Genomic DNA, 21023 nt, shown 5'->3' with positions numbered 1-21023 from the left:
CAGTACGTGTACGCCCATGCGAACGAAAGCAATCAACGCACGCCGCGGATGCGCTTGCAGGCCGCCGCGATAGCAGCGATCATCGCAAGTGCGGCGACGATTGCGACGGGCACCACAACCCCGCCGAGAGCATCGCCGGTGGTGGGGAGAGAAGACACCTTGTCGCCGGAGGACGGCGCATCGGGCGTTGTATCGGTGCCGGGATTCTGGTCCTTCCCCTCGTCTCCCGCACCGGGGGCTGCACTCTCGGCTTTCACCGTGGGCTCGATGGCCGTCGCCCCTTCAACGACTACCGTCTGATTGGCCACGCCAGAATCCCCGTTCTCCCACATGGGAGCCGCTCCGGTGGCACGGTATTCCGCGAATGCATAACCCTTGTCGGGCTGCGCGCCAAGCTCCAGTTCAGCGCCGATAAGCATGTGCTCAAGCACGCTCACGCGGTCTCCGGTCGACGGCTGGACGAGCCACGCCCACACGTTATCCGCTTGCTTCATTTCCACCGTGCAGAAATTAAACGTAAATACTTGGGAGCCCGCATCGCTCACGCTGATGGTGGCGCTGTCCGCCGTTTCGTAACCGGGGTCGAATTCCAGTTCATACGCACCCACGGGAAGATCGCGGGGGAATCGATAGTAGCCCACATGGCTACCATCTAGCCACTCCTCGGCAGCATACTCGGTACCGTCGGCGGCAATTGCCTTAATGGACTTAAGACCCGTGGCGGGATCGCCATTATCGGTCACGAAAAGCACCGTGTGCTCTGCGCCGATGACCACACGCTGGGATGCGCCATTCACCCTGTAGTAGTCATCGATGGTCACCTTATCGGTCGCATACGTCCAAAGCGACATCACATTGTTCGATCTTTCGACGTTCCCTTTAGGATCAGGCAAGCTACGCTCCGCGTACGTCAGCATGCCGCCCTCGATGACGCCGATAGCGGGATCGAGCACCACGTGATTGCCCTCCCAATCCTCCGCCGAGGAGGTGAACAGGATTGCCGCCAGAGAGCCTTCGGCAACAACGTACGGCTCCCCTTCCAACGTGAGCGTCCCGGCATAGTCGGAGCCACTCGCGGCACGGACGAATATGCCGACGGTATCGGCCACAGCCTCATCGCCAAGCGCTGTCACGTTGCTGTCGGCAATAGTAAGGTCGCCCGACACGAATATCGCCGTGCTCTCTTCGCCAATGCCTTCGGCACGAACGTCGGAATCCTGAATAAGCATATGGCCATTAGTCTCGATGACGTTGCGAGGACTCGACGCCTCGACAAAAGAGCCGTCTGTAATCTCTATGCCCTGATGCGCGTAGAGAGCCCAGTCGGAGTCGTCAATAGAGGCAGTCAGGGTGGATGCAGCGATGGTCATCTGCCCCCTCGATTCGAATGCCGAGCCGGTGATGATAACTTCCTCAACGCCGGAGATCATCGCTTCGCCCTCAACCAAGGCCGAATTTCCCTCGGCGGAAGCGTTCTCGGTGCCGAATTTCACCTGACGAGCGTCGGTGATATTGGCGCTACCCGCAACATGCAGGCCATATTCGCTGCCCGTCACGGCTACGGTAGCGGCATTGTTGATCACCAGATTGCCGCCAACGTATATGCCAGTCGAGCCCCATGCTTCGGACGACGCCGTCGTATCCGCAATAACGTTGAGCTCTACGACGCCGATGTTCAAATCGCCCATGGCGCAGATGCCCTGGCCGGCGCTGCCCGCCGCCTCCGCTCGAATTGAGGCGCTCGAAGAAGCGTCGCCCGTGATCAATAAGTCGTCATCGCATTCGATTGCCGCGTAGGCATCATCGGCCGACGCGGAACCGGCGGCCATGACAATAGAGTTCTCGCCGATGAGATGAATGGTGGAGCCCGCGGGCAAAACGATGGCCGCGCTCGCATTACCACTATAGGTATCGGGGATGACTATATCGGCGTTGTCAAGCGTCAGCGTTCCCGCCGATCCGGCCCATTCCCACTCCCAGCCAGGGCCCGATGCGCCCTCGGCGGGCGTGTTTTCATCGATGACGATGGGCTCGTTCACCTGATCTGCCGCATATGCGACAGGGGGCGTCATCCACGACAGCCCGCACAGCGCAAGCACGCCCGCGAGCATCGCCGCGAACGGCAACGCCGCACGCGATAGGTGATGCGCCCTTGCTACGTTCGCACCGCTCATACTCCACCTCCGAAACAGCTCTTCCTTCCGATGGGCTTGCCCCGTCGGAAAGACGGGTGATTAGGCCGCGGAAAGGGCATGGGAGCACACTTCCCGCGCATGCCATCGTACGGAAAGAAGCGCAAGGTGGTTCCACCCGTTAGGGACGCAAAACGGGTGATGCTATCGCAGCATGTATTGCTGCAGATCCCGGCGACGACTGATGCCGAGCTTTCTGAACGACGAAGCGAGGCAACTTTTGACCGTGTTGGCAGAAACCCCCAGATGAGCGCCTATCTCCTGGTTTGTCCAATCGCGCGCGGCCAGCATCGACACCGCGAATTCGGTAGTTGTGAGGTTGTCTGCCACGGTCTCTTCGGCAACAGGATTGTGAATGCGCCGCCACCCCGCAGAGAACCGGTACGTGATGTCGATAATGCGCTTGAAATCTTCCGGCCAATCCTTCTTGATGACCGATTCGAGCATACCGCCCAAAAGCCCGTGATGCTCGCCAAACGCCTCTATCAGGCCGTCGGGGCGAGCGAGCGCCCATGCGGCGAGCAGGTGCGTACGAGCCGCATCCGTCTGCCTGAGGCTCATGTGGTCCATGACCGCCACCAGGTGAAGGTAGATCTCGGGTATGGGATAGTCGCTCGGCATCATGAGAAGCGCCGCTTCTACCAGGCCTAAGCTGCGGGAATAGTCGCCTTCTAAATACAGCCGATGAGCATGCATATAGAGAGCGAATGCGCGCAACCCCGGGGGCAGCAATGAGAAAAACGTTTCAGCAGGAGGCATGTCGTCGGGCGCCGGAAGATGAAGCAGTACCGACGCCGCATACGTCACGAACGCTTCGGCGATACGGCTCTGCGGCGACGACGAGGCATCGGTATGCAGCGACAGGCGCAACTCCGCCAGGGCGAACCGCGCGCTGTTGATGTTTCCCAAAGAAAGGTTGGCGTAAGCATATATGAGGTGTGCGGACAACCTTGTTGCAAGATCAGGGTGCGAAAGAAACGCGCTGCTTGCCCGAGCGGCCTCCTCTGCCCTGCCGCTGAAATAATAGTATTCCGCGCGAGCGATTTCTCTTGCTTCCAAGTCCTCGATGCTCTCGATCGCCTCGCCGCATGCACCCGGCACAAACGCGGAATTCATAAGCGGCATCAAGCCGGCCAGCGCATCCGCACCGGGCTGGACGGCAGGGGGCACCGCGGCGCCGAGGATGGCGAGCGGCGTATCATCCGCCTTGTCTAAAGAAGCGCTCGCGGGCACATCCTCAGGGCAATGGCCGGCATCGCGGTCTTTTGCCAAGCGGAGGTCTGCCGGCTTTTGGGTGCTCAGCGGAATGACCCACGAACCGCCGACTTTGCGCGCGCCATCGACGCGCCCCTCTGCGCACAGGCGTTGGACGAGGCGCGTTGAAACCTCCCACGCCGATGCGGTCTCTTGCGCACCCCGATACTCCACCGGTTGCCCCTTTCCTTCATAAACTTAAGGTTGAATTGTATTCGTTCTGGCGAACAGTTGCGCGCATGAGTTCGAGAAAATAAGGCGAGTGAGGTCAATAGGGAAAGACCCCGACAAAAGAAAAGGCCGAGGCGTGGGCGCCCCGGCCGATACATGGTTTCCGCGAAGCGGCAATCAAGACGCCACGCTCCGCAGCGCCCTTGGTTTTGCCTGCCGTTTTCTACACGAGCTGAATGTGCTCTATGTCGTCGCGCTGGCTTTCGCGATACAGCACGAACTTGTAGCCGATGACCTGAATCATCTCGGACTCGGTGGCATCGGCCAACATGAATGCCGCCTCTTGGGTATCAAGGTCGCTGGTGTTCTGCACGGTGCACTTGATGAGCTCTTTGCCCTCGAGCAGGCTGTTGGTCTGCGCGACGATAGTAGGCGTGATGCCCTGCTTGCCGATGAACACGATAGGGTCGAGATGATGCGCCAAGCTACGAAGCTGACGAACCTGCTTGCCGGTAATAGCCAAAGGAGTACCTTTCGGTCGAAAACGAGAATGAAATATGGGGTAAAGCTGCGGAAACGGAACGAAACAGCGAACGGAAGCAGGGTGCGTCGCATAGCCTTGAGAGAGGAAGGAAGCGTACTTTGTACGCGACGACCGAACGAATGGCTAGGCGGCGTGCACTGTTCCCGCGCAGCGTCGCAGCGCCTCACGCGAAAAAACGCCGTTCGGAAGAACGGCGTAATACGTACTGGCTGGGCCACCAGGATTCCCGCGCTTGCTATGCAAGCGCTCTTCCCCTCGGGCTTACGCCCTCGGGCGATTCGCTAAAAACAGCCCACTGGGCTGTTTTCTTGACGCGAATCCACCTCATCGGTTCGAATCCTTGCCTGGCCTACGCCTATGCATTGACCCGGCAGAAGCTCAACCAAATCCAACAGCTCTGGCTGGGCCACCAGGATTCGAACCCGGAATAAGGGCACCAAAAACCCCTGTGTTGCCATTACACCATGGCCCAGCTTGCGGCATCGCTCTATGCGAACGCCAAGGTAGATAGTCTAAAGCAAGGAGGTTGCCTGCGCAAGATGCAGCCGGAGAATGTCTTGTTATCCTATGCGTAACCCAATTATTTCAACACAACAATGCCGCTCCACCGCGCTAAAGCGCCGTCCCTGAAATGTTCTCGCACTTTTAACGTTTCCGCGCTGCTCAAAGGCGCATACTTATTCGACACACGAAACGCGAGCAGTCGCGCATTCGGCAGCGCCTTGACGTTCTGGCAAACGGGCAGTCCCGCCTGCGCGCAATCTGAAAGCATTTGCATGACGAGCGCGCAATCGACAGGCATGAGCCGGCGGATGTCCAGCGGACAAAGCGCAGACCGGTGCCGCGTAGCCCACAGGGAAAGGAAGTCGCACGATGGAAAAGAAGGATCTGGACTGGGGCAACCTGAGCTTCAGCTATCAGCCGACAGACGCAAGCTTTGTCGCGCATTGGAAGGACGGCGAATGGGATGAGGGCGAGATTACGCCCGACCATACCATCACGCTTTCCGAATGCGCCGGCATCTTCCATTACTGCCAGGAAGTGTTCGAGGGCCTGAAGGCCTACACCACCAAAGAAGGCGATATCGTATGCTTCCGCCCCGACCTCAACGCCGACCGTATGTACACCTCGGCCGAGCGTCTGGAAATGCCGCCCTTCCCTAAGGACCGCTTCATCGATGCCGTCAAGCAGGTCGTTGCCGCCAACGCCGCATGGGTGCCGCCCTATGGCTCCGGCGCCACGCTGTACGTGCGCCCCTTCATGATCGGCTCCGGCGAGGTCATCGGCGTGGCTCCTGCGCCCGAGTACCAGTTCCGCATTCTGGTGACGCCCGTAGGCCCCTACTTCAAGGGCGGCTGCAAGCCCGTCAAGCTGTGCGTGGCCCAATACGACCGCGCCGCTCCCCACGGCACCGGCAATATCAAGGCCGGCCTGAATTACGCCATGAGCCTTCGTCCCACCATGGAGGCTCACCGCAACGGCTTCGACGAGAACATGTACCTGGATTCGCAGTCGCGCGAGTACGTAGAGGAAACCGGCGGCGCCAACATTCTCTTTGTGGATAAGGAAGGCAACCTGGTAGTGCCGCAGTCGCACACCGACTCCATCCTGCCCTCCATCACGCGCCGCTCGCTCGTGGTTGTGGCACAGGACCTGGGTATGAACGTCATCGAGCGCCCCGTGAAGTTCTCCGAGGTGCAAAACGGCGACTTCGTGGAGTGCGGTCTGTGCGGCACCGCCGCCGTCATCAGCCCCGTGGGCGAAATACACAACGGCGACGAGGTAATCACCTTCCCCGAGGGTCACGACGAGATGGGCCCCGTGATGACCAAGCTGCGCGAAACCCTGACCGGCATTCAGGAAGGCGAGGTCGAGGACAAGCACGGCTGGGTGTTCAAGGTGTGCTAGTTTTGAGTTGACCCGCTACGCATGCGGCGGTAAAATACATGCTTGCGCATTTGCTAATTGATGCGCAAAGCGTGGGCCGTTAGCTCAGTTGGTAGAGCAGGGGACTTTTAATCCCAAGGTCGCGGGTTCGAACCCCTCACGGCCCACCACTCGTAATCTAAAAGCCAGTCCGAAAGGGCTGGCTTTTTCCATTTCGGCCAGAAGCCATGCATCGTTAAATGTGGACAGCAGCTTCCAGCGAACCCTCTGCGGCCCCGCGCTATTCCCCAACCTCCCCAAGCAGCCAGTCGACAACATTGGCTATGCGTATGCCGTCATCCGTTATGCCGGTGCCAAAACGGTCAAGCGTGAGCACCATCTTGGGAAACGCGTCGGCGATAGCGCGCAGAGGTCTGAGCTCCCTGTCGCGCGTTGCCGGGTCAAGAACGGTCTCGCTCACCTGGATATACACGCGTTCGTCCATCCGACGCGCCACAAAGTCAATCTCTCCCGCCCTGAGCACGCCAACCCCAACCGCATAACCGCGCCGCACAAGCTCGTTATGCACAACGTTCTCAAGCTGAAAGCCCGTGTTTTCCGCCGAAAAATGGGTTATGAAATTCCTTAATCCCAAATCCGCGGGATAAAACTTCCTCAACGGCGAAAGCAGCTCCTTGCCTTGAAGCCCCGATTGCGAGGCCTCCGCAACAACGTACGCCTTCTCAAGCGCATCGATATAATTATCCACCGTCTCTGAGCTGGTTTTCCTTTTGGCGCTTCCAAGGGCGCCAACAACTTTATTGGTAGAGAACAAATTACCTGAGGTAGAAAACAGATACGCAATAAGCCGCTGCAACAAAGCCAAGTCGCGAATTTTGAGTCGTCGCGCAACATCATTGAGCACGACGGTATCCAATATCGAAGAAAGCTCGCGCGCAATGCCCTCGGGCGTTCCACTTCGCAGCGAGAACAGACTGGGCATGCCCCCAAATCGCATGTATTCAGAAAAAGCCGTATCAGCGTCCTGATAGGCAATATCATAGGCATTTTTGAAGCGAAGATACTCCTCGAACGAAAGGGGGTAAACCCGAATGCTCACCTGCCTGCCCGCAAGCTGCGTCGCGAGGTCGGAGGACAAAAGATGCGCGTTTGAGCCGGTCACATAAACGTCAACGCCAGGATGGGCGTGCAGTCTTCGCACTACCGTCTCCCACCCCTCAACTTCCTGAATCTCGTCGAGGAAGACATACATCATGGCATCGGGGTTAGCGGAGTCAAAGGCAGCCCCAAGATCTTTCATGAGACCTTCGGCGGTTTGCTCAAGGGGAAGGCTGAATTCATCAAAACGGCGGTAAAAGATATTGCTCTCCGGCACGCCGCTAGCAATGAGCTCGTCCTTGAAAGAAGCCAGAATGGTTGATTTCCCGCAGCGTCGTACGCCCTGAAGCACTTTGACCTGCTCAGTATCGCGCAGCTCGTTAAGAACCCGCTGGTAATTCGGCCGTTCCACACGTAGCAAGGGGATACTCATGTTCCCTCCTATCGTTTCGGGCATGCCGTAAAAACCCTATCTAATACATTCATTTTTCAGTTATACCTGAAAATTTTGAATTCAAATGCAGAAATTTCGAATATACCTGAAACTCAATAGATGAGAATACAGACGAGATGGAATAGCGACAACCCATCAAACGAGCCCGCTTGCGATGCCCCTTTTAAGGAGCATCGCCCGCAGAGGCGGCGAGCGCCGTCGGATGCCGATTGCAACAGACGCGCACAGTAAGGCAGTCGCAGTGATGCAATGCTTTTTGGCGGTGCTGAGCCAGCGATTCGGGATACAGAAAAGGCCGGGCGCCGCTCAGCGCCTCGGCCTTTGGATTTCAAATGCGCAGGCTTGAGATGTCAAGCGCAGCCTGTGCAAGCGCTGCGGCGCCGCAGGGCGCATCCGCCCCCTACTGGCATCCTACAGCAGCGGCTGGGCTACGTAGCCGATGGAAGCCTTATCGGCATTGAGGACCTGCTTGGCCTCTTCCATCTGCACCTTAACGGCATCGTGGCCGGTGCCGCCGTACGTCTTGCGAGCGCGGACGATCTTCTCCAGGTCGAGCGAGGACACGATGTCCTCCTCGAACAGCTCCGACGCCTCCCTGAACTCGTCGAGCGTCAAATCCTCCAGGCCCTTGTGGTGCTTCTCGCAGTAGAGCACGAGGTTGCCCACCACCTCGTGCGCCTGGCGGAACGGCATGCCCTTCTTGGCCAGATAATCAGCCACGTCGGTGGCGGCGGTGAACCCTTTGCCAGCCGCCGCGCGCATCTCGGGCACGTGCAGCTCCATGGTCTTGATCATGCCTTCCATGCACACCATGCAGTCATGCAGCGTCTTGGCGGCGTCCATCGCGCCCTCTTTGCACTCCTGCAGGTCTTTGTTGTAGGCCAAAGGCAGCGACTTCATGGTTACCAACAACGCAACCAAATCGCCCACCACGCGACCCATCTTGCCGCGCGTGAGCTCGGCGAAATCGGGGTTCTTCTTCTGAGGCATGATGGAGGAGCCCGTAGCAAACGAGTCGGACAGGGTAATGAAGCCGAACTCGGTGGAGCTCCACAGAATGATCTCTTCGCACAAGCGCGACAGATGCATCATGGACACGCTGCAAGCATATTCCAGATCAAGCAGATAATCGCGATCGGACACAGCGTCCATCGAGTTGGGAATAGGATGGTCGAAATCCAAAAGCTCGGTGGTCATCTGGCGATCCAGCGGATAGGTGGTGCCCGCCAGCGCCGCGCTGCCGAGCGGATTGGCGTCAGCCGCCTTGAGCGCATAGGTCAGACGTTTGAAATCGCGCGTGAACATCCAGAAATACGCGAGCATGTGATGGCTGAACAGCACCGGCTGAGCATGCTGCAAGTGCGTATAGCCTGGCATGATCACATCGAAGTTGTCGCGCGCCTTGGCATAGAGAACGCCGCGCAGGGCGCAGTTTTGCGTGAGCAGCTCATGAAGCAGGTCTTTCGCATGCAGGCGCGTGTCAGTTGCCACCTGATCGTTGCGCGAGCGCCCGGTGTGCAGACGCGCGCCCGCCACGCCGATGTCCTCGATCAGCGTCTTCTCGATGGCCATATGGATGTCTTCGTCATTGATATCGAAGCGGAACTTGCCCTGCTCGATCTGGTTCTCGATTTCAAGCAGGCCCACCTCGATCTTTTCAAGGTCGGTACGCGAGATGATGCCCTGCGCCGCCAGCATCTTAGCATGGGCGATGGAGCCCTTGATGTCTTGGGAATACATGGATTTGTCCACGGGCAACGACGCGCCGAACGCCTGCGTGAACGAACCCACGCTCTTCTCGAATCTGCCAGACCACAACGCCATCTGGGGCACCTTTCTCCTCTTGCGCATCTTGATGCGGAATGCATGCGTTACAACGCGAGCCTTGCGGCTGTTGAAACAATACGGCAAACGGCGCGCCCCGCAAGACGCGCCGCTGCGAATATCGGTTATCGGACCTTCGAACCGCAGGCCATGGGGCTATTCCGCGGAGGCCTCTTTGGCGCCCGCACCCTGCTTGGCCGACCACACCACGATGGGCAGGCTGAACAGGTCGATGAAGCCCTTGGCCGCCTGATGGTTGAAGGTGTCATCAGCGCCGTAGCTCGCCAGACCGAAATCATACAGCGAGTAGGGGCTCTTGCGTCCCATCACCGTGCAATTTCCCTTATAGAACTTCACCTTCACCTCGCCGGTGACGAACTGCTGGGTCTGCGCGCAGAACGCGTCGAGCGCCATCTTGAGCGGCGAGAACCACTGGCCGTAGTACACGCAGGTGGCCCACTGCTGCTCTACGCCAAGCTTGTAGTGCTGCGTCTCACGGTCGAGGGTAAGCGCCTCGAGCGCCTTGTGCGCCATGATGAGCGTCTGAGCGGCGGGGACCTCGTAGCATTCGCGCGACTTCACGCCCACGAGGCGGTTTTCCACCATGTCCAAACGGCCGAATCCGTTGGCGCCAGCGATGATGTTGAGCTCTTTCACGATATCGAGCAGGGGCATCTCCTTGCCGTTGAGCGAGCACGGCACGCCAGCCTCAAAGCCAATCTCCACGTACTCGGGCTTATCGGGCGCTTCCTCAGGGTCAACGGTGAGGGTCCAGATGTCTGCGGGAGGCTCGTTCCAGGGGTTTTCCAGCACGCCGCATTCGATGGCGCGGCCCCACAGGTTGTCATCGATGGAGTACGGAGAGGACTTGGTGGTGGGAACCGGCACGCCGTGCGTCTTGGCCCAATCCATCTCCTGATCGCGATCGTGCATATCCCACTCGCGCACAGGGGCGAGAATTTCCAGCGTGGGGTCGAGCGCCTTGATGGAGGTCTCGAAGCGCACCTGGTCATTGCCCTTGCCCGTGCAGCCGTGGGCGACGTACTTGGCGCCGTACTCATGCGCAAGATCAACGAGGTGCTTGGACAGCAGGGGGCGCGAAAGAGCAGAAAGCAGCGGGTACTCGTTCTCATACAGGCCATTAGCGGCAATCGCGCGGGTCAGGTAGCCTTCGGCATACTCCTCGCGCATGTCCAGCGCGTAGGAGGCGATGGCGCCCATGTCCAGCGCCTTCTGCTTGATGTACTCAAGGTCCTCTTCGTCCTGGCCCACATTGCCACAGAGAGCGATGACATCCAGGCCCTTCTCCACCTGCAGCCACTTGAGACATACCGACGTATCCAAGCCGCCGGAGTATGCGAGAACGACCTTTTCCTTTTCGTTTTCCTGTGCCATGGTTGACCCTGCCTTCCTATGCCCCGCGGGGCGGTTCGTGCGCCCTTGCGGGGCGTTCCTGCTGCGCATTGCGCTTGTCTAACGTTGGTGCCTGCTGGAGCTGCGGACCTTGATGAGAGGTTGCGGCTCCGCTTTCAAGCCGAATCAGGGCAAAAAAGAAGCACCCGGGACGAGCCCGGATGCTGCCTTGCGCTCCTATTGGAAATCACACGGGGAATTACCCCACGCGGACCGCAGACACCATGCGAGCTCGTCGCACGCTGAATCGTCGGCCCTGGCGTCGGAAAGAAAGCTGCTGTGCGGTACGAGTTGCCATGCTGCCTGCTCCTTTCCTGACGTGTGTGACATATTGCCGGCTTGCATTGCCCCGGCGCTTGCGCGCCTAACTCCACTCCGGTGGAGTGAATGGTGCTACCTTACGCGACGACAGGGCTAATTGCAAGAAAAAATTCGTTATATTCAATTTTTTAGTCAAAATATGCATTTTACTCGCCAGATGCACATGTGCGCCCCCCCGGAAAGTATGGAGGGCTACAGCTCGATGAGTTCAAACATCTCTTTCCCGACGCCGCAGATGGGGCAGGTGAAATCATCGGGCAGCTCGTCCACATACTCGATATGGCCGCAAACGGTGCAACGCCAGGCAAACTTGGGTGCGCCATCAGCTGCAGAGGCTGCACCATCGGCCGCGACGGGCGCGCCGGGCTCGGCGGGGCCTTCGTAACTCGAAGCCTTAGGCGGAGTCTTGCCTCCCTTTACCTGATGATAATACGCATACGTCATGGGCTCGTCCTTAGAGAGCACCGAGGATTCTTCGACCTCCCCCATGATGTAGATGTGCGTGCCCAGATCTAACGTCTGCTTCACGTTGACGCGAAAATGCGCCACGGTATGCTCGGCAACATAGGGAATGTCCGCCTCATCGAGGGCGATTTGCGTGTCGGAGAATTTGTCGGTATCGGCGCTGGTGTGAAAGCCGAAGCGGCCGATGAGTTCCATCGGGGCATCCTGGGCAAGCACGCTCACCTCGAAGCGGCCCGCCTCCAAAATGACGCCTGTGGTGAAGTTTTCTTTATTGATGGCGATGCTCGCCTGAGGGGGCTGCGACGTGACCTGGGCGAATGTGTTGACCACACAACCCGCCTGCTTCTCGCCCGCCTTCGCCGTGACAAGGTAGAGCCCGTAGCTCAAGCTCCGAAACGCCTTGGTATCAATCATTGGTGCCCCTTTCCGTTGTGCCCGATACCTATCGAGCATCTTATCACTAGTATGCATCGAAACGCGTTCCCGCCTCATGAGCGGCGAGACATGACTTAAAATCCGCGCGGGCGCGCACGGCTCGCCTGTGGACGCAAACGCATACCTACTTAAACGGCGGGAGCGAGACCGCTGAATGGCTCGGCGAGCTGTTCGAATGCACCGAAACGTCCTTTTTGCGCGAAGCGTTGACGGAGGCGGACGCAGTGCTCGACAAAGCCGGCTGGATTTCCGATTCCGACCCCGATTACAACGCGATCTGCGACGCGGGCATCATCGAAGCCGACGGACACGACTACATCTTCTCCCTCATGACGGGCATGCCCGACGGCGAAAGCAATCGTCTGCTGTTCGAAGAGCTGGCCGCAACGATTTTCGATGCGCGCGAGGCGTTGAATTTGCAGCAGTAGCCCCCTTTTGCGCGATATACTCTTCACAAACGTGAGAGGCGGAGGGCGTAATGGCAAATCAACCCGGAAGCGGCAAGCATGCGGCATCGAGCGGAGCAGGAAAACGAGCTGCGCGCCGACGCGCTTCCTCCATCGCGACTGCCGCCACCGCCGTTTTCATTGCCGTCGCCTTCATCGCCGCCGCCGTTATGGCATGGCGCCTCTCTTCAGCCGAGCACAATACGGGCACAACCGCATCCACCGCGCCAGACGCAGTTGCCATCGCCCTCGCCCACACGCTTGCGCAACCCGACATGATTACCTCGCTGGAGGATGACGTCATGGAAATCTACGCCACCCACAACGACGCCGCGAAACTTGAACAAGCGCTCGAAGAGGCGGCAACGAGAGAGGTTCCTTTGGGGGATATCGAGCCGACCGATCTTGACGCCATTTCCACCAGAGCGGAGCTGCAAACGTTCTCGCTAATCGGCGAGGAGGCACCCAGCCTACCGGAAAACGCTACGAATGCCATCGACGCCGCGGTGAAGGCCGCGGAGGGATTGGGCGACGCGGGCATTGTGTTCTTTGACGCCAGCACGGGAAACGGCATTTCGTACAACGCGGGTGCGGCGGTGTACGGGGCGAGCTCGTTCAAGGGCCCCTATGCCGTATACGTATGCCAGGCGCTGGTTGACAAGGGGGAGATTACGCTGAATTCGCCGGTGGACGTCGTGTCCAGCAATCGCGGCAGCATCGCGATCAGCTCCACGAGCAGCTGGGCGACCAGCGGCAAAACAAGCTATCCAACGGGCGAGCTAATCTCTGCCGCGGTCATCGAATCGGACAACGACGCCTACGGCATGCTGCGCAACCAATACGACGGAGAGGGGTACGACAGCTGGATCGCCGAGCTTGGCGTGGAAGACGCGCCTCGCGACCCCCTCACGTGGTACCCCACCTACTGCGCTCAAAGCTCGGCCAAACTGTGGGTCAATGCGCTGCATTACCTGGAGTCAGACGAAGCGAGCTCTGCGTGGCTGGCGGAGCAACTCAAGCAAACGCGCACGTCGTTTATCAGAGACGGCATCCTGAGCGCCGAGGGCGGGCGCGATGCCGAGGTGATGGATAAAGCGGGATGGATTTCCGACTCCGATCCCGCCTATAACGCCGTATGCGACGCCGGTATTGTGCGGGCGGGCGGGCGCACCTACGTGATGTGCATCATGACCAGCCAGCCCGACTGCACCGAAGCGCGGACGAATGTGGCCGCCATCGCCTCCGCACTCTTCGAGGCACGAGGGGCCCTGGAATAGGAAGCCGCTAGGCGTCGTTGCGCTCGAAAAACGAAAGAGCGTTCTCGAAGCAGATCGCGCTGGCAATCTCCTCCCCGAACTCTTTCGCAAAGAGCGCGTGCAGCGCGCCCACTTTTTCAGCCGGATCGAGCCACGAAGGCACGTCGGTGCCGTCGTAATCGCTTCCAAGCGCCAGAGCATGCTCGGCGCCCAGAGAGAGAAAGCGGTCGACGTGGCGCAACACATCATCAGGCGCAGGATCGGCACCGTCGTCTCGCAGGAAGTCGCAGCAGAAGTTGAGCCCCACGATGCCGCCGCGCTCAACCAGCACGCGCACCTGGTCATCGGTCAGATTGCGCGGATGGCCGCATACGCTGCGCGCGTTGGAATGCGATGCGGCAAACGGCCTCGTCGTTGCCTCGACAACGTCCCAAAAGCTCCGATCGTTCAGGTGCGACACGTCCACCACCACGCCGCGCCCCTCCAAGGCAGCAATCACCTGGCGCCCGAACTGCGTGAGGCCCTCGGCGGTCTGGTTGCCCGAGGCGATGGCGTTCTTGCCGTTCCAGGTGAGCGTGAGCATCTTCACGCCGGCATCGGCGATCTCGTGCACGCGCGACACGTCGCCCTCAATAAAAGAGCCGCCCTCTACCGTGAATACGGCAGCGCACTTGCCCTCGCCAACAATGCGACGGATATCGCGCGCATCGCGCACCTGTTCGATGAGGCGGTCGTGCTGCTCAAGCTGGCTTCGGAAATAATCGCGCACCGTTTCAAACACGCGCCAAGAGCGCTGCGCGCCCAGGCCGTCGGGGACAAACGCCGCAAAGCACTGGCACCAACCGTAGCCAGCGCCGAGCATACGGCTAAGATCGATATGGGCGACGTTGCTTGCAAGCGATGACATGCGCTCGGCGGGAATATGGGCGTCATGCTCAGAAAACCCCAGATCGGCGGCCGCCTCGTGCAGCGCGAGCCGATCGAGCGTGTCGCAGTGCAGATCGAAGATGTTGATGCGATTCATGGTGCGCTCCTGCCGCTTCTACCGTATCTCCGTCAGCCAGCTCGAGTAATCGCCAAGCTCGCTCATCGACGCTTTGGCGAAGCGCTTTTGGAGCGCCTCGGTGATGACGCCTGGCTTGCCACGCCCCACCTGACGCCCGTCGATGCGCGCAAGCGGCACGATGCCGAGCACGTCGTCGGCTAAAAACGCCTCGTCGGCGATGGCAAGATCGGCGCGGGTCAACTGCTCCTCGATGGAGGGCACGTCCATATCCATCGCGAGATTGAGCACGGTATCGCGCATCACGCTCTCATAGGCGCCGGAAGAAGAGGGCGGCGTTGATAACACGCCATCGCGCATCACCATGACGCTTCCGCAGGTGGATTGGCATACAAGACCCGCGCCGTTGAGCAGCACGGCCTCGCTCGCCCCGCATGAAGCGGCCTCTTGCCTTGCAAGGGCAAAAACCGACGATGCCGCAACGCAGCGCATTGCTTGTGGAAGGGAATCGACCGGAATTGCCCGCCATGACGAGACAACGGCCTTGGCCGCAGGCATGTCCGAATCAGCTTGGACGCCTTCGCATGAAATTGCGATGCGCGCAAGGGGATTGCCGCCCGGCGCATCAAGAGGCCGTGCGCGGTATGCCGTCATGCGCACGCGGCACTCGACAAGCCCGCTCTGCTGGACGGCGGAAACCACCGCGTTCGAGAGCTTTTTCGCCGTGCATGGCGCATCCATCATGGCGAGCCCCATCGAGCGCATCAGCCGATTCACGTGCTCGTCGAGCCGAAACGCATATGTTGCGTTCGTCTTGGCGCTTCGATAGCAGCGCATATCTTCAAACACCGCAAGCCCGTCGCTCGGCGCAGGCATGCACAACGGCGTACAGGCGCGCGTCATCGATGCGCCGTGGTCCAGAATGAAGAGAGCATTTTCCGTCGCCATGACCACGCCCTAGCCCAGCACGCGGGCGCTTTCCTTCACGCGCGCACCGCATTCTTCCACCACGCGCATAGCGAGGACCTCCATGGCATCCACCACAAGCATGCCATGCGCCACTGCGGGAGCCGATATGACCGAGAGCTCGGTGCATCCGAGAATCACGCTGTCGCAGCCGCGCGAGCGCAGATGCGCACACACGTCGTAGAATGCCTGCATATCGGCAGGGCGGCCCGCTTTCACGTTGTCGTAGATGATGGACATGACCTTGGCCTGGAACTCAGGCTCGGGAAGAACGGCGCGAAGGCCCTGCGATTCCAGGGCACTTTGCAGCACACCTGCATGGCCCGTGCCATCGGTAGCCATCACGCCAACGGTTCGTTTTCCCATTTCAACAAGAAATTTTGCCGTTTCGATGGGCATGTGCACAGCGCGAGCGCGCGTGAGCGCCCCAAACGTTTCGTCGGAGCGATAGTGGCCCGTCACGCACGGCATGCAAATGACATCGCAGCCCAGCTGTTCAAGCTCGAGCGCCGCGTTGCGCACCGCAGGGATATAGGATTGATCGCTCTCTCCTAGAATATACGCCGTGCGATCGGGAATCTGAGGTCGATTGAAAATGGTGATGTCGATATGATCCTGGTCGACGGCAGCATCGGTCAGCTCCACGATGCGCGTAAACAGACGCGCCGTAGCCGCGGGGCCTACTCCACCGATGATGCCGAGCTTTTTGAGGGGTTTGCGTGCCGGAGCACTCTGTTCTCCCATGTAACTCTCCCATCTTGCCGCATGTGCGGCGTCGGTTGGCGAAGCGTCGAGGCGCGAGCGACACGGTGCGCGATGGAGGCGGCAAGCGCCAAGACACGAATCGTATCGCGGCCAGAGCGCCATGTCGCGAATCGCATCGCGGCCTGCGCAATGCGCGGCGGCGCGGCACGCAATTCGCGGTGCTAACATGCCGCCCGGATCCGATCGTCCGGCCCCTGTTGCTGTTTGGCGCATGCAACGGCGGCGAGCAACCTGTCTAACCCACTCGCTATCTGCCCTGCATTCTGCCCGCCAGCATCCCGCCCGCGCGCAATCCGCCCGCCAGCATTCCGCCCGCGCGCAATCCGCCCGCCCGACCGCGAAGTACGTGGCACGAAGCACGTGGCAACCGCAGCGCCGAATTCCGCCCGCCCTGCATTCCGCTCGACGAGCGCGCTCTTTCGCTGAACGCGCCTAGCGCACGCTTCGAGACACGTATTATAATCCGCACGTTTTGACCATTCTCATCCGCCCGCTATTCAGGACAAGGTATCCATGGACCCGATAACGCTGCTCATAGTTTGCCCGCTTGTGTTTTTGGCGGGTCTCGTGGACTCAATCGCGGGTGGAGGCGGGCTCATATCGCTTCCCGCCTATATGATTGCCGGGCTGCCGGCTCATACGGCGCTGGGCACCAACAAGCTGTCATCGGCAATCGGTGCCGCGGTGGCCACCTTTCGCATGGCGCGCGGAGGCTACATCATGGTGCGCCTTGCCATTCCGGCGGCAATCGGCGCCCTGGCGGGCTCGGCGATCGGGGCGCGGCTGGCACTGCTCACGCCCGCCGGCGTATTTCAGGTTCTGCTGATCGTGGCACTGCCCATCGTGGCGTTTTTCGTGCTTCGCAAACGCACGCTCGACGTGCCTGCCGATGCGCGCATATCGCCCCGCAGGCAAGTTGCGATCGTGGCCGCAGTCTCGCTCATCGTTGGCGGCTACGACGGATTCTACGGACCGGGTACCGGCACGTTTATGCTGATAGCGTTCACAGCGTTGGCAAAACTGCCGGTCAAAGACGCATCAGGTGAGGTGCGCGTGGCGAACCTGGCCTCCAACATAGCAGCGCTCGTCACGTTTCTCTCGAGCGGCGTGGTATGGATTGGGCTGGGGCTTACCGCCGCAGCATTCAGCATCCTGGGCAATTACATCGGCAGCGGGCTCGTGATGAAAGACGGCGCCAAAATCGTGCGCCCCATTATCGTCGCCGTGCTCGTGATGCTATTCGTGAAAGTGGTGTGGGATTTGGCGGCGTAGCGGCCAAGCAAAAGCAATGGGAGAAGCGAACCGCGCGCGCCTTACACCAGGCGGCCGATGAGGAACCCGGCGATAACACCGATCATGGCAACGGCCACGGTGAACACGCTCACCAGCCAGTCATGACGACGATCCTCTTTGCGGTGACGCTCCACGCGCATGATCTCGGCGCGCTCGGCATCTACCACGCCAATGTAGGAATACCCCTTGGCCAGCACCTCAACCACATAGGGATTGCCATCTTTATACATGGCCCCGATCATGCCTAGCTGGTCAAGCCGGCGCATTGCGGCACCCGCCTCGGTGTCGCGCTTGATATAGGCGAGCGGGCCCTGCTTGCGCTCCTGACGGCGCGCGGTTTCAAGCTGAATCAGGCGACGCAGCACTTTCTCGTCGTAGACGCTCAACCTCTCCTGCATGGCTCGAACCACCTCTATCGTGCACAGAATTTCGCTGGAAATTAAAAAATGGAAGGGCACCGCAAACCGCAGCGCCCTGCCAGTATACCGCTAATTCGCGCGACCGGCGCCTCGGAACGACGTTTGCAACGTTTCGTCAAAGGCGAAAGGAAAACAAACGCCGATTTGCTGCAGTTTTCGAGGGGTGCCCCGAGTACACCGCCGTTCGGCTTCGCGTTTCCCCAGGTCACAGCCTCGCTCCGATTGGGCTACTTTAGGAGGCGCGCGAAAACTGCAGCAAATCGCCGTTTGTTTGCGGAGCGACGTTCATATGGTTGCGGGACAACGTTTCTGGTGCGGCAAATCGGCGTTTGTTTGCGGCGAGCGACGTTTACGCGATTGCGAAACGACGTTTGTGCAGCGGCAAATCGCAGTTCGCTTCAGCGCCGGGCGCCATTCGCGGCCCCACGAGCTTCTCGCGCCGACAGATGCCGGCCCAGAGCCGTTTCTGCGAGAGAATGTCATTGCGGCGGCACCAAACGCAAGCGCGAGTTGGACCGGCCTCTGCGAGAGAACGCCCTGAGCCCGCAGACTACGCGCGCGGCCCAATGCAAGGGCTGGCGCCTTTATCAATCGGCGCAGGCCCCGAGTCCGCAGGCTGCACGCGGCCCAGCACCTCACGGGCCGCGCGCCACATCTCGGATTGCTACGCTTCGCGCCCAGGAATACCGGCGGCCTCGAGCGACCCCGCATCAAGCAGACGGAGCAGGTCGTCCTCGGAAAGCACGGGCACGCCCAGCGCTACCGCTTTGTCATACTTGCTGCCGGCAGCCTCGCCCGCGATCACGTATCCCGTTTTCTTCGAAACGCTGCCCGACACCTTGGCGCCCATAGCCTTCAGACGCGCGCCCGCCTCGTCGCGCGTCATGCCGCTTTGCACGAGCGAGCCCGTGAGCACAAAGGTGATGCCAGCAAGCGTTTGCGGGATGTCATCGCCCGCCGCGGCATCCTCCATGGTCACGCCCGCGCGGCCGAGACGATGAATGACCTCGCGATTATCTTCGTTGGCGAAAAACGCGACGATACTCTGCGCGATAACGCCGCCGATGCCGTCCACCTGAGCAAGTTCTCCCTCCGAGGCAGACATCAGGCGCTCCATGCTGGGAAACGCGGCCGCGAGCTGTTCTCCCGTGGTTTTGCCCACATGGCGAATGCCCAGGCCGAACAGCACGCGTGCAAGAGAGCGCCCCTTAGACGCCTCAATTGCGGCGATAAGCTTTGCGGCTATCGTGGAACCAAGATGGATGGGCTCTCCCTCTTTGTTGGTGCGACCCGTTTCCAGCGTGGCAAGATCGTATTCGGTAAGGTTGTAGTAATCCGCCACATCGCGCACGCGCTCGGACTCCACCAGGCGCGCCACGATCTCCTCGCCCATGCCGTCGATGTCCATGGCGCCGCGGCTGGCCCAGTGCAGCAGGCGCTCAAGCGACTGCGCGGGGCAGTCGATGGAGATGCAACGAAACGCCGCTTCGCCCTCTTCGCGGACGATGGGGCTTCCACAGCTGGGGCACGTTTCGGGCATCTGCCACGGAAGCGCCCCCTCGGGACGCAGGGCCAGTACGGGACCCAGCACCTCAGGAATGACGTCGCCCGCCTTGCGCACAATGACGGTATCGCCCACGCGCACATCCTTGCGATGCACCTCGTCGAGGTTGTGCAGCGTGGCGCGTGCCACCGTGGAGCCCGCCACATGCACAGGCTCGAGCTCGGCGACCGGCGTGATGGCTCCGGTGCGACCCACCTGCACGGTAATGTCGCGCAAAAGCGTGGTTTTTTCCTCGGGCGGGAACTTGTAGGCGATGGCCCAACGCGGCGCTTTGGCGGTAAAGCCCAACTCGCGCTGGATGGAGAAGGAGTTGACCTTGACCACCACGCCGTCGATGTCGTAAGGCAGGCTCCCGCGCTTCTCGGCTACACGCTCGCAAAACGCGCGCACCTGCTGCGGTGTGTCGCATAGCTCTACATCGGGATTAACGTGGAAACCGCAGTCGCGCAGCCATTGGAGCAGCTCCCATTGGCTTTGCGCCGTGATGGCGCGTTCGTCTGCGATGGCGTATATGAACGTAGCAAGATCGCGGCCTTGGGTGATTTTGGGATCTTTCTGGCGCAACGATCCGGCGGCGGCATTGCGGGGGTTGGCAAAGCCGGCCTTGCCGTTGGCCTCGGCGGCAGCATTGAGCGCGTCGAAGCTCTTCTTGGGCATGTACACCTCGCCGCGCACCTCTGCCATGGCATCCGCATTCGCCAGCCCGGCAATGCCCGCGTCTCGCAGGCGCAGTGGCACGTCGCGCACGGTGCGCATGTTGGCAGTTACGTCCTCGCCCGTCACGCCGTCACCGCGAGTGGCGGCACGCACCAGCACGCCCGATTCATACGTGAGCGAAATGGAAGAGCCGTCGATTTTCAGCTCGCACACGAATTGCGTGTCGTGGCCAATGGCGTCGAGCGTACGCTCCATCCAGGCGTCGAGTTCGTCAAGATCCATGGCGTTATCCAGCGAATACATGCGCTGGGCGTGGCGCACGGGCGCAAACTGCTCGCCCACATAGCCGCCCACGCGCTGCGTGGGACTTGAGGGATCGATGAATTCGGGATGGGCAGCCTCGAGTTCGCGCAGTTCGCGCATGAGGGAGTCGAACGCCGCGTCGGATAAAACGGGCGCGTCGAGCGCATAGTAGCAATAGGACGCATGCTCGATTTCTTTGCGAAGGGCGTCGATGCGCGTCTTGGGGTCGCTCACAACCGACGCTGCCGTTGCCGCGTCGAAGGCGGTTAGCTGTTCCATGGCATTCTCCGTAA

17 protein-coding genes and 2 tRNA genes are annotated in these 21023 nt (G+C 60.3%); 6 read left to right on the top strand and 13 right to left on the bottom strand.

What is annotated here, in order from left to right; genetic code table 11:
• Positions 1–32: 32 nt before the first annotated feature.
• The 3 genes from DMP06_RS05490 to yhbY all read right to left on the bottom strand — a co-directional run bounded on the left by DMP06_RS05490 (position 33) and on the right by yhbY (position 4140).
• Positions 33–2174, bottom strand: coding sequence for a hypothetical protein (locus DMP06_RS05490; protein WP_123208746.1), 2142 nt, complete (start codon positions 2172–2174; stop codon positions 33–35).
• A gap of 162 nt (positions 2175–2336) precedes the next feature.
• Positions 2337–3620, bottom strand: a complete 1284-nt coding sequence (locus DMP06_RS05485) for a helix-turn-helix transcriptional regulator (protein WP_123208745.1) — start codon at positions 3618–3620, stop codon at positions 2337–2339.
• 220 nt (positions 3621–3840) lie between these two features.
• Entirely contained in the window at positions 3841–4140 is a 300-nt protein-coding gene (gene yhbY, locus DMP06_RS05480; RefSeq protein WP_123208744.1) for a ribosome assembly RNA-binding protein YhbY, read from the bottom strand.
• Between the two features lie 119 nt (positions 4141–4259).
• Between yhbY and DMP06_RS05475 the strand changes: the two genes are divergently transcribed.
• Positions 4260–4592 (top strand): hypothetical protein, encoded by a 333-nt coding sequence (locus DMP06_RS05475; protein WP_148042496.1) that lies wholly within the window; start codon positions 4260–4262, stop codon positions 4590–4592.
• Here DMP06_RS05475 and DMP06_RS05470 read toward each other — a convergent pair.
• Positions 4560–4633 (bottom strand) — tRNA-Gln (locus DMP06_RS05470). The genes DMP06_RS05475 and DMP06_RS05470 overlap by 33 nt on opposite strands.
• A 401-nt stretch (positions 4634–5034) precedes the next feature.
• Between DMP06_RS05470 and DMP06_RS05465 the strand changes: the two genes are divergently transcribed.
• Both DMP06_RS05465 and DMP06_RS05460 read left to right on the top strand, forming a co-directional pair.
• Positions 5035–6069: a branched-chain amino acid aminotransferase gene (locus DMP06_RS05465; protein WP_123208742.1), complete on the top strand. Its 1035-nt coding sequence runs from the start codon at positions 5035–5037 to the stop codon at positions 6067–6069.
• 73 nt (positions 6070–6142) lie between these two features.
• A tRNA-Lys gene (locus DMP06_RS05460) sits at positions 6143–6218 on the top strand.
• 110 nt (positions 6219–6328) lie between these two features.
• Here the strand turns inward: DMP06_RS05460 and DMP06_RS05455 are convergent.
• From DMP06_RS05455 to DMP06_RS05440, 4 genes are all read right to left on the bottom strand, one after another.
• Positions 6329–7579, bottom strand: coding sequence for an ATP-binding protein (locus DMP06_RS05455; RefSeq protein ID WP_123208741.1), 1251 nt, complete (start codon positions 7577–7579; stop codon positions 6329–6331).
• Positions 7580–8011: 432 nt separating this feature from the next.
• Positions 8012–9424 (bottom strand): argininosuccinate lyase, encoded by a 1413-nt coding sequence (argH, locus tag DMP06_RS05450; RefSeq protein ID WP_123208740.1) that lies wholly within the window; start codon positions 9422–9424, stop codon positions 8012–8014.
• Between the two features lie 156 nt (positions 9425–9580).
• Positions 9581–10819, bottom strand: coding sequence for an argininosuccinate synthase (locus tag DMP06_RS05445; RefSeq protein WP_123208739.1), 1239 nt, complete (start codon positions 10817–10819; stop codon positions 9581–9583).
• A 531-nt stretch (positions 10820–11350) separates the two neighbouring features.
• Positions 11351–12037: a flavin reductase gene (locus tag DMP06_RS05440; RefSeq protein ID WP_123208738.1), complete on the bottom strand. Its 687-nt coding sequence runs from the start codon at positions 12035–12037 to the stop codon at positions 11351–11353.
• Positions 12038–12282: 245 nt separating this feature from the next.
• Here DMP06_RS05440 and DMP06_RS05435 point away from each other — a divergent pair, with 245 nt between their 5' ends.
• Both DMP06_RS05435 and DMP06_RS05430 read left to right on the top strand, forming a co-directional pair.
• Positions 12283–12486 carry a hypothetical protein gene (locus DMP06_RS05435; RefSeq protein WP_148042495.1) on the top strand — a complete coding sequence of 68 codons (204 nt, stop codon included), beginning with the start codon at positions 12283–12285 and terminating at the stop codon, positions 12484–12486.
• A 50-nt stretch (positions 12487–12536) separates the two neighbouring features.
• Positions 12537–13781 carry a serine hydrolase gene (locus DMP06_RS05430; RefSeq protein WP_123208736.1) on the top strand — a complete coding sequence of 415 codons (1245 nt, stop codon included), beginning with the start codon at positions 12537–12539 and terminating at the stop codon, positions 13779–13781.
• 7 nt (positions 13782–13788) lie between these two features.
• Here DMP06_RS05430 and DMP06_RS05425 read toward each other — a convergent pair whose 3' ends face one another.
• From DMP06_RS05425 to DMP06_RS05415, 3 genes are read right to left on the bottom strand one after another with little or no spacing between them, the layout of a single operon-like run.
• Positions 13789–14784 (bottom strand): dipeptidase, encoded by a 996-nt coding sequence (locus DMP06_RS05425; RefSeq protein WP_123208735.1) that lies wholly within the window; start codon positions 14782–14784, stop codon positions 13789–13791.
• A gap of 18 nt (positions 14785–14802) precedes the next feature.
• Positions 14803–15711 (bottom strand): aminotransferase class IV, encoded by a 909-nt coding sequence (locus DMP06_RS05420; protein ID WP_123208734.1) that lies wholly within the window; start codon positions 15709–15711, stop codon positions 14803–14805.
• 9 nt (positions 15712–15720) lie between these two features.
• Entirely contained in the window at positions 15721–16473 is a 753-nt protein-coding gene (locus DMP06_RS05415) for an aspartate/glutamate racemase family protein (RefSeq protein ID WP_161957832.1), read from the bottom strand.
• A gap of 534 nt (positions 16474–17007) precedes the next feature.
• Here DMP06_RS05415 and DMP06_RS05410 point away from each other — a divergent pair.
• Positions 17008–17766 (top strand): sulfite exporter TauE/SafE family protein, encoded by a 759-nt coding sequence (locus DMP06_RS05410; protein ID WP_123208732.1) that lies wholly within the window; start codon positions 17008–17010, stop codon positions 17764–17766.
• A gap of 41 nt (positions 17767–17807) precedes the next feature.
• Here the strand turns inward: DMP06_RS05410 and DMP06_RS05405 are convergent, their stop codons facing one another.
• Both DMP06_RS05405 and ligA read right to left on the bottom strand, forming a co-directional pair.
• Positions 17808–18185: a histidine kinase gene (locus DMP06_RS05405; protein WP_123208731.1), complete on the bottom strand. Its 378-nt coding sequence runs from the start codon at positions 18183–18185 to the stop codon at positions 17808–17810.
• A 685-nt stretch (positions 18186–18870) separates the two neighbouring features.
• Positions 18871–21009 carry an NAD-dependent DNA ligase LigA gene (gene ligA, locus DMP06_RS05400; RefSeq protein ID WP_123208730.1) on the bottom strand — a complete coding sequence of 713 codons (2139 nt, stop codon included), beginning with the start codon at positions 21007–21009 and terminating at the stop codon, positions 18871–18873.
• Between the last annotated feature and the right edge of the window lie 14 nt (positions 21010–21023).

The sequence above is a fragment of the Slackia equolifaciens genome, assembly GCF_003725995.1.
Classification (GTDB): Bacteria; Actinomycetota; Coriobacteriia; order Coriobacteriales; family Eggerthellaceae; genus Slackia; species Slackia equolifaciens.
Note: the sequence above shows the minus strand (reverse complement) of the source record. Positions and strands in the feature narration are given on the sequence as shown.

What these genes read in the sequence shown, in the direction of transcription:
- DMP06_RS05455 (WP_123208741.1), bottom strand. Translation starts at nt 7,579, where the DNA reads ATGAGTATCCCCTTGCTACGTGTGGAACGGCCGAATTACCAGCGGGTT.
- DMP06_RS05405 (WP_123208731.1), bottom strand. Translation starts at nt 18,185, where the DNA reads ATGCAGGAGAGGTTGAGCGTCTACGACGAGAAAGTGCTGCGTCGCCTG.
- DMP06_RS05430 (WP_123208736.1), top strand. Translation starts at nt 12,537, where the DNA reads ATGGCAAATCAACCCGGAAGCGGCAAGCATGCGGCATCGAGCGGAGCA.
- DMP06_RS05410 (WP_123208732.1), top strand. Translation starts at nt 17,008, where the DNA reads ATGGACCCGATAACGCTGCTCATAGTTTGCCCGCTTGTGTTTTTGGCG.
- ligA (WP_123208730.1), bottom strand. Translation starts at nt 21,009, where the DNA reads ATGGAACAGCTAACCGCCTTCGACGCGGCAACGGCAGCGTCGGTTGTG.
- DMP06_RS05440 (WP_123208738.1), bottom strand. Translation starts at nt 12,037, where the DNA reads ATGATTGATACCAAGGCGTTTCGGAGCTTGAGCTACGGGCTCTACCTT.
- DMP06_RS05415 (WP_161957832.1), bottom strand. Translation starts at nt 16,473, where the DNA reads ATGGGAGAACAGAGTGCTCCGGCACGCAAACCCCTCAAAAAGCTCGGC.
- DMP06_RS05490 (WP_123208746.1), bottom strand. Translation starts at nt 2,174, where the DNA reads ATGAGCGGTGCGAACGTAGCAAGGGCGCATCACCTATCGCGTGCGGCG.
- DMP06_RS05420 (WP_123208734.1), bottom strand. Translation starts at nt 15,711, where the DNA reads ATGGCGACGGAAAATGCTCTCTTCATTCTGGACCACGGCGCATCGATG.
- DMP06_RS05465 (WP_123208742.1), top strand. Translation starts at nt 5,035, where the DNA reads ATGGAAAAGAAGGATCTGGACTGGGGCAACCTGAGCTTCAGCTATCAG.
- DMP06_RS05425 (WP_123208735.1), bottom strand. Translation starts at nt 14,784, where the DNA reads ATGAATCGCATCAACATCTTCGATCTGCACTGCGACACGCTCGATCGG.
- argH (WP_123208740.1), bottom strand. Translation starts at nt 9,424, where the DNA reads ATGGCGTTGTGGTCTGGCAGATTCGAGAAGAGCGTGGGTTCGTTCACG.
- DMP06_RS05445 (WP_123208739.1), bottom strand. Translation starts at nt 10,819, where the DNA reads ATGGCACAGGAAAACGAAAAGGAAAAGGTCGTTCTCGCATACTCCGGC.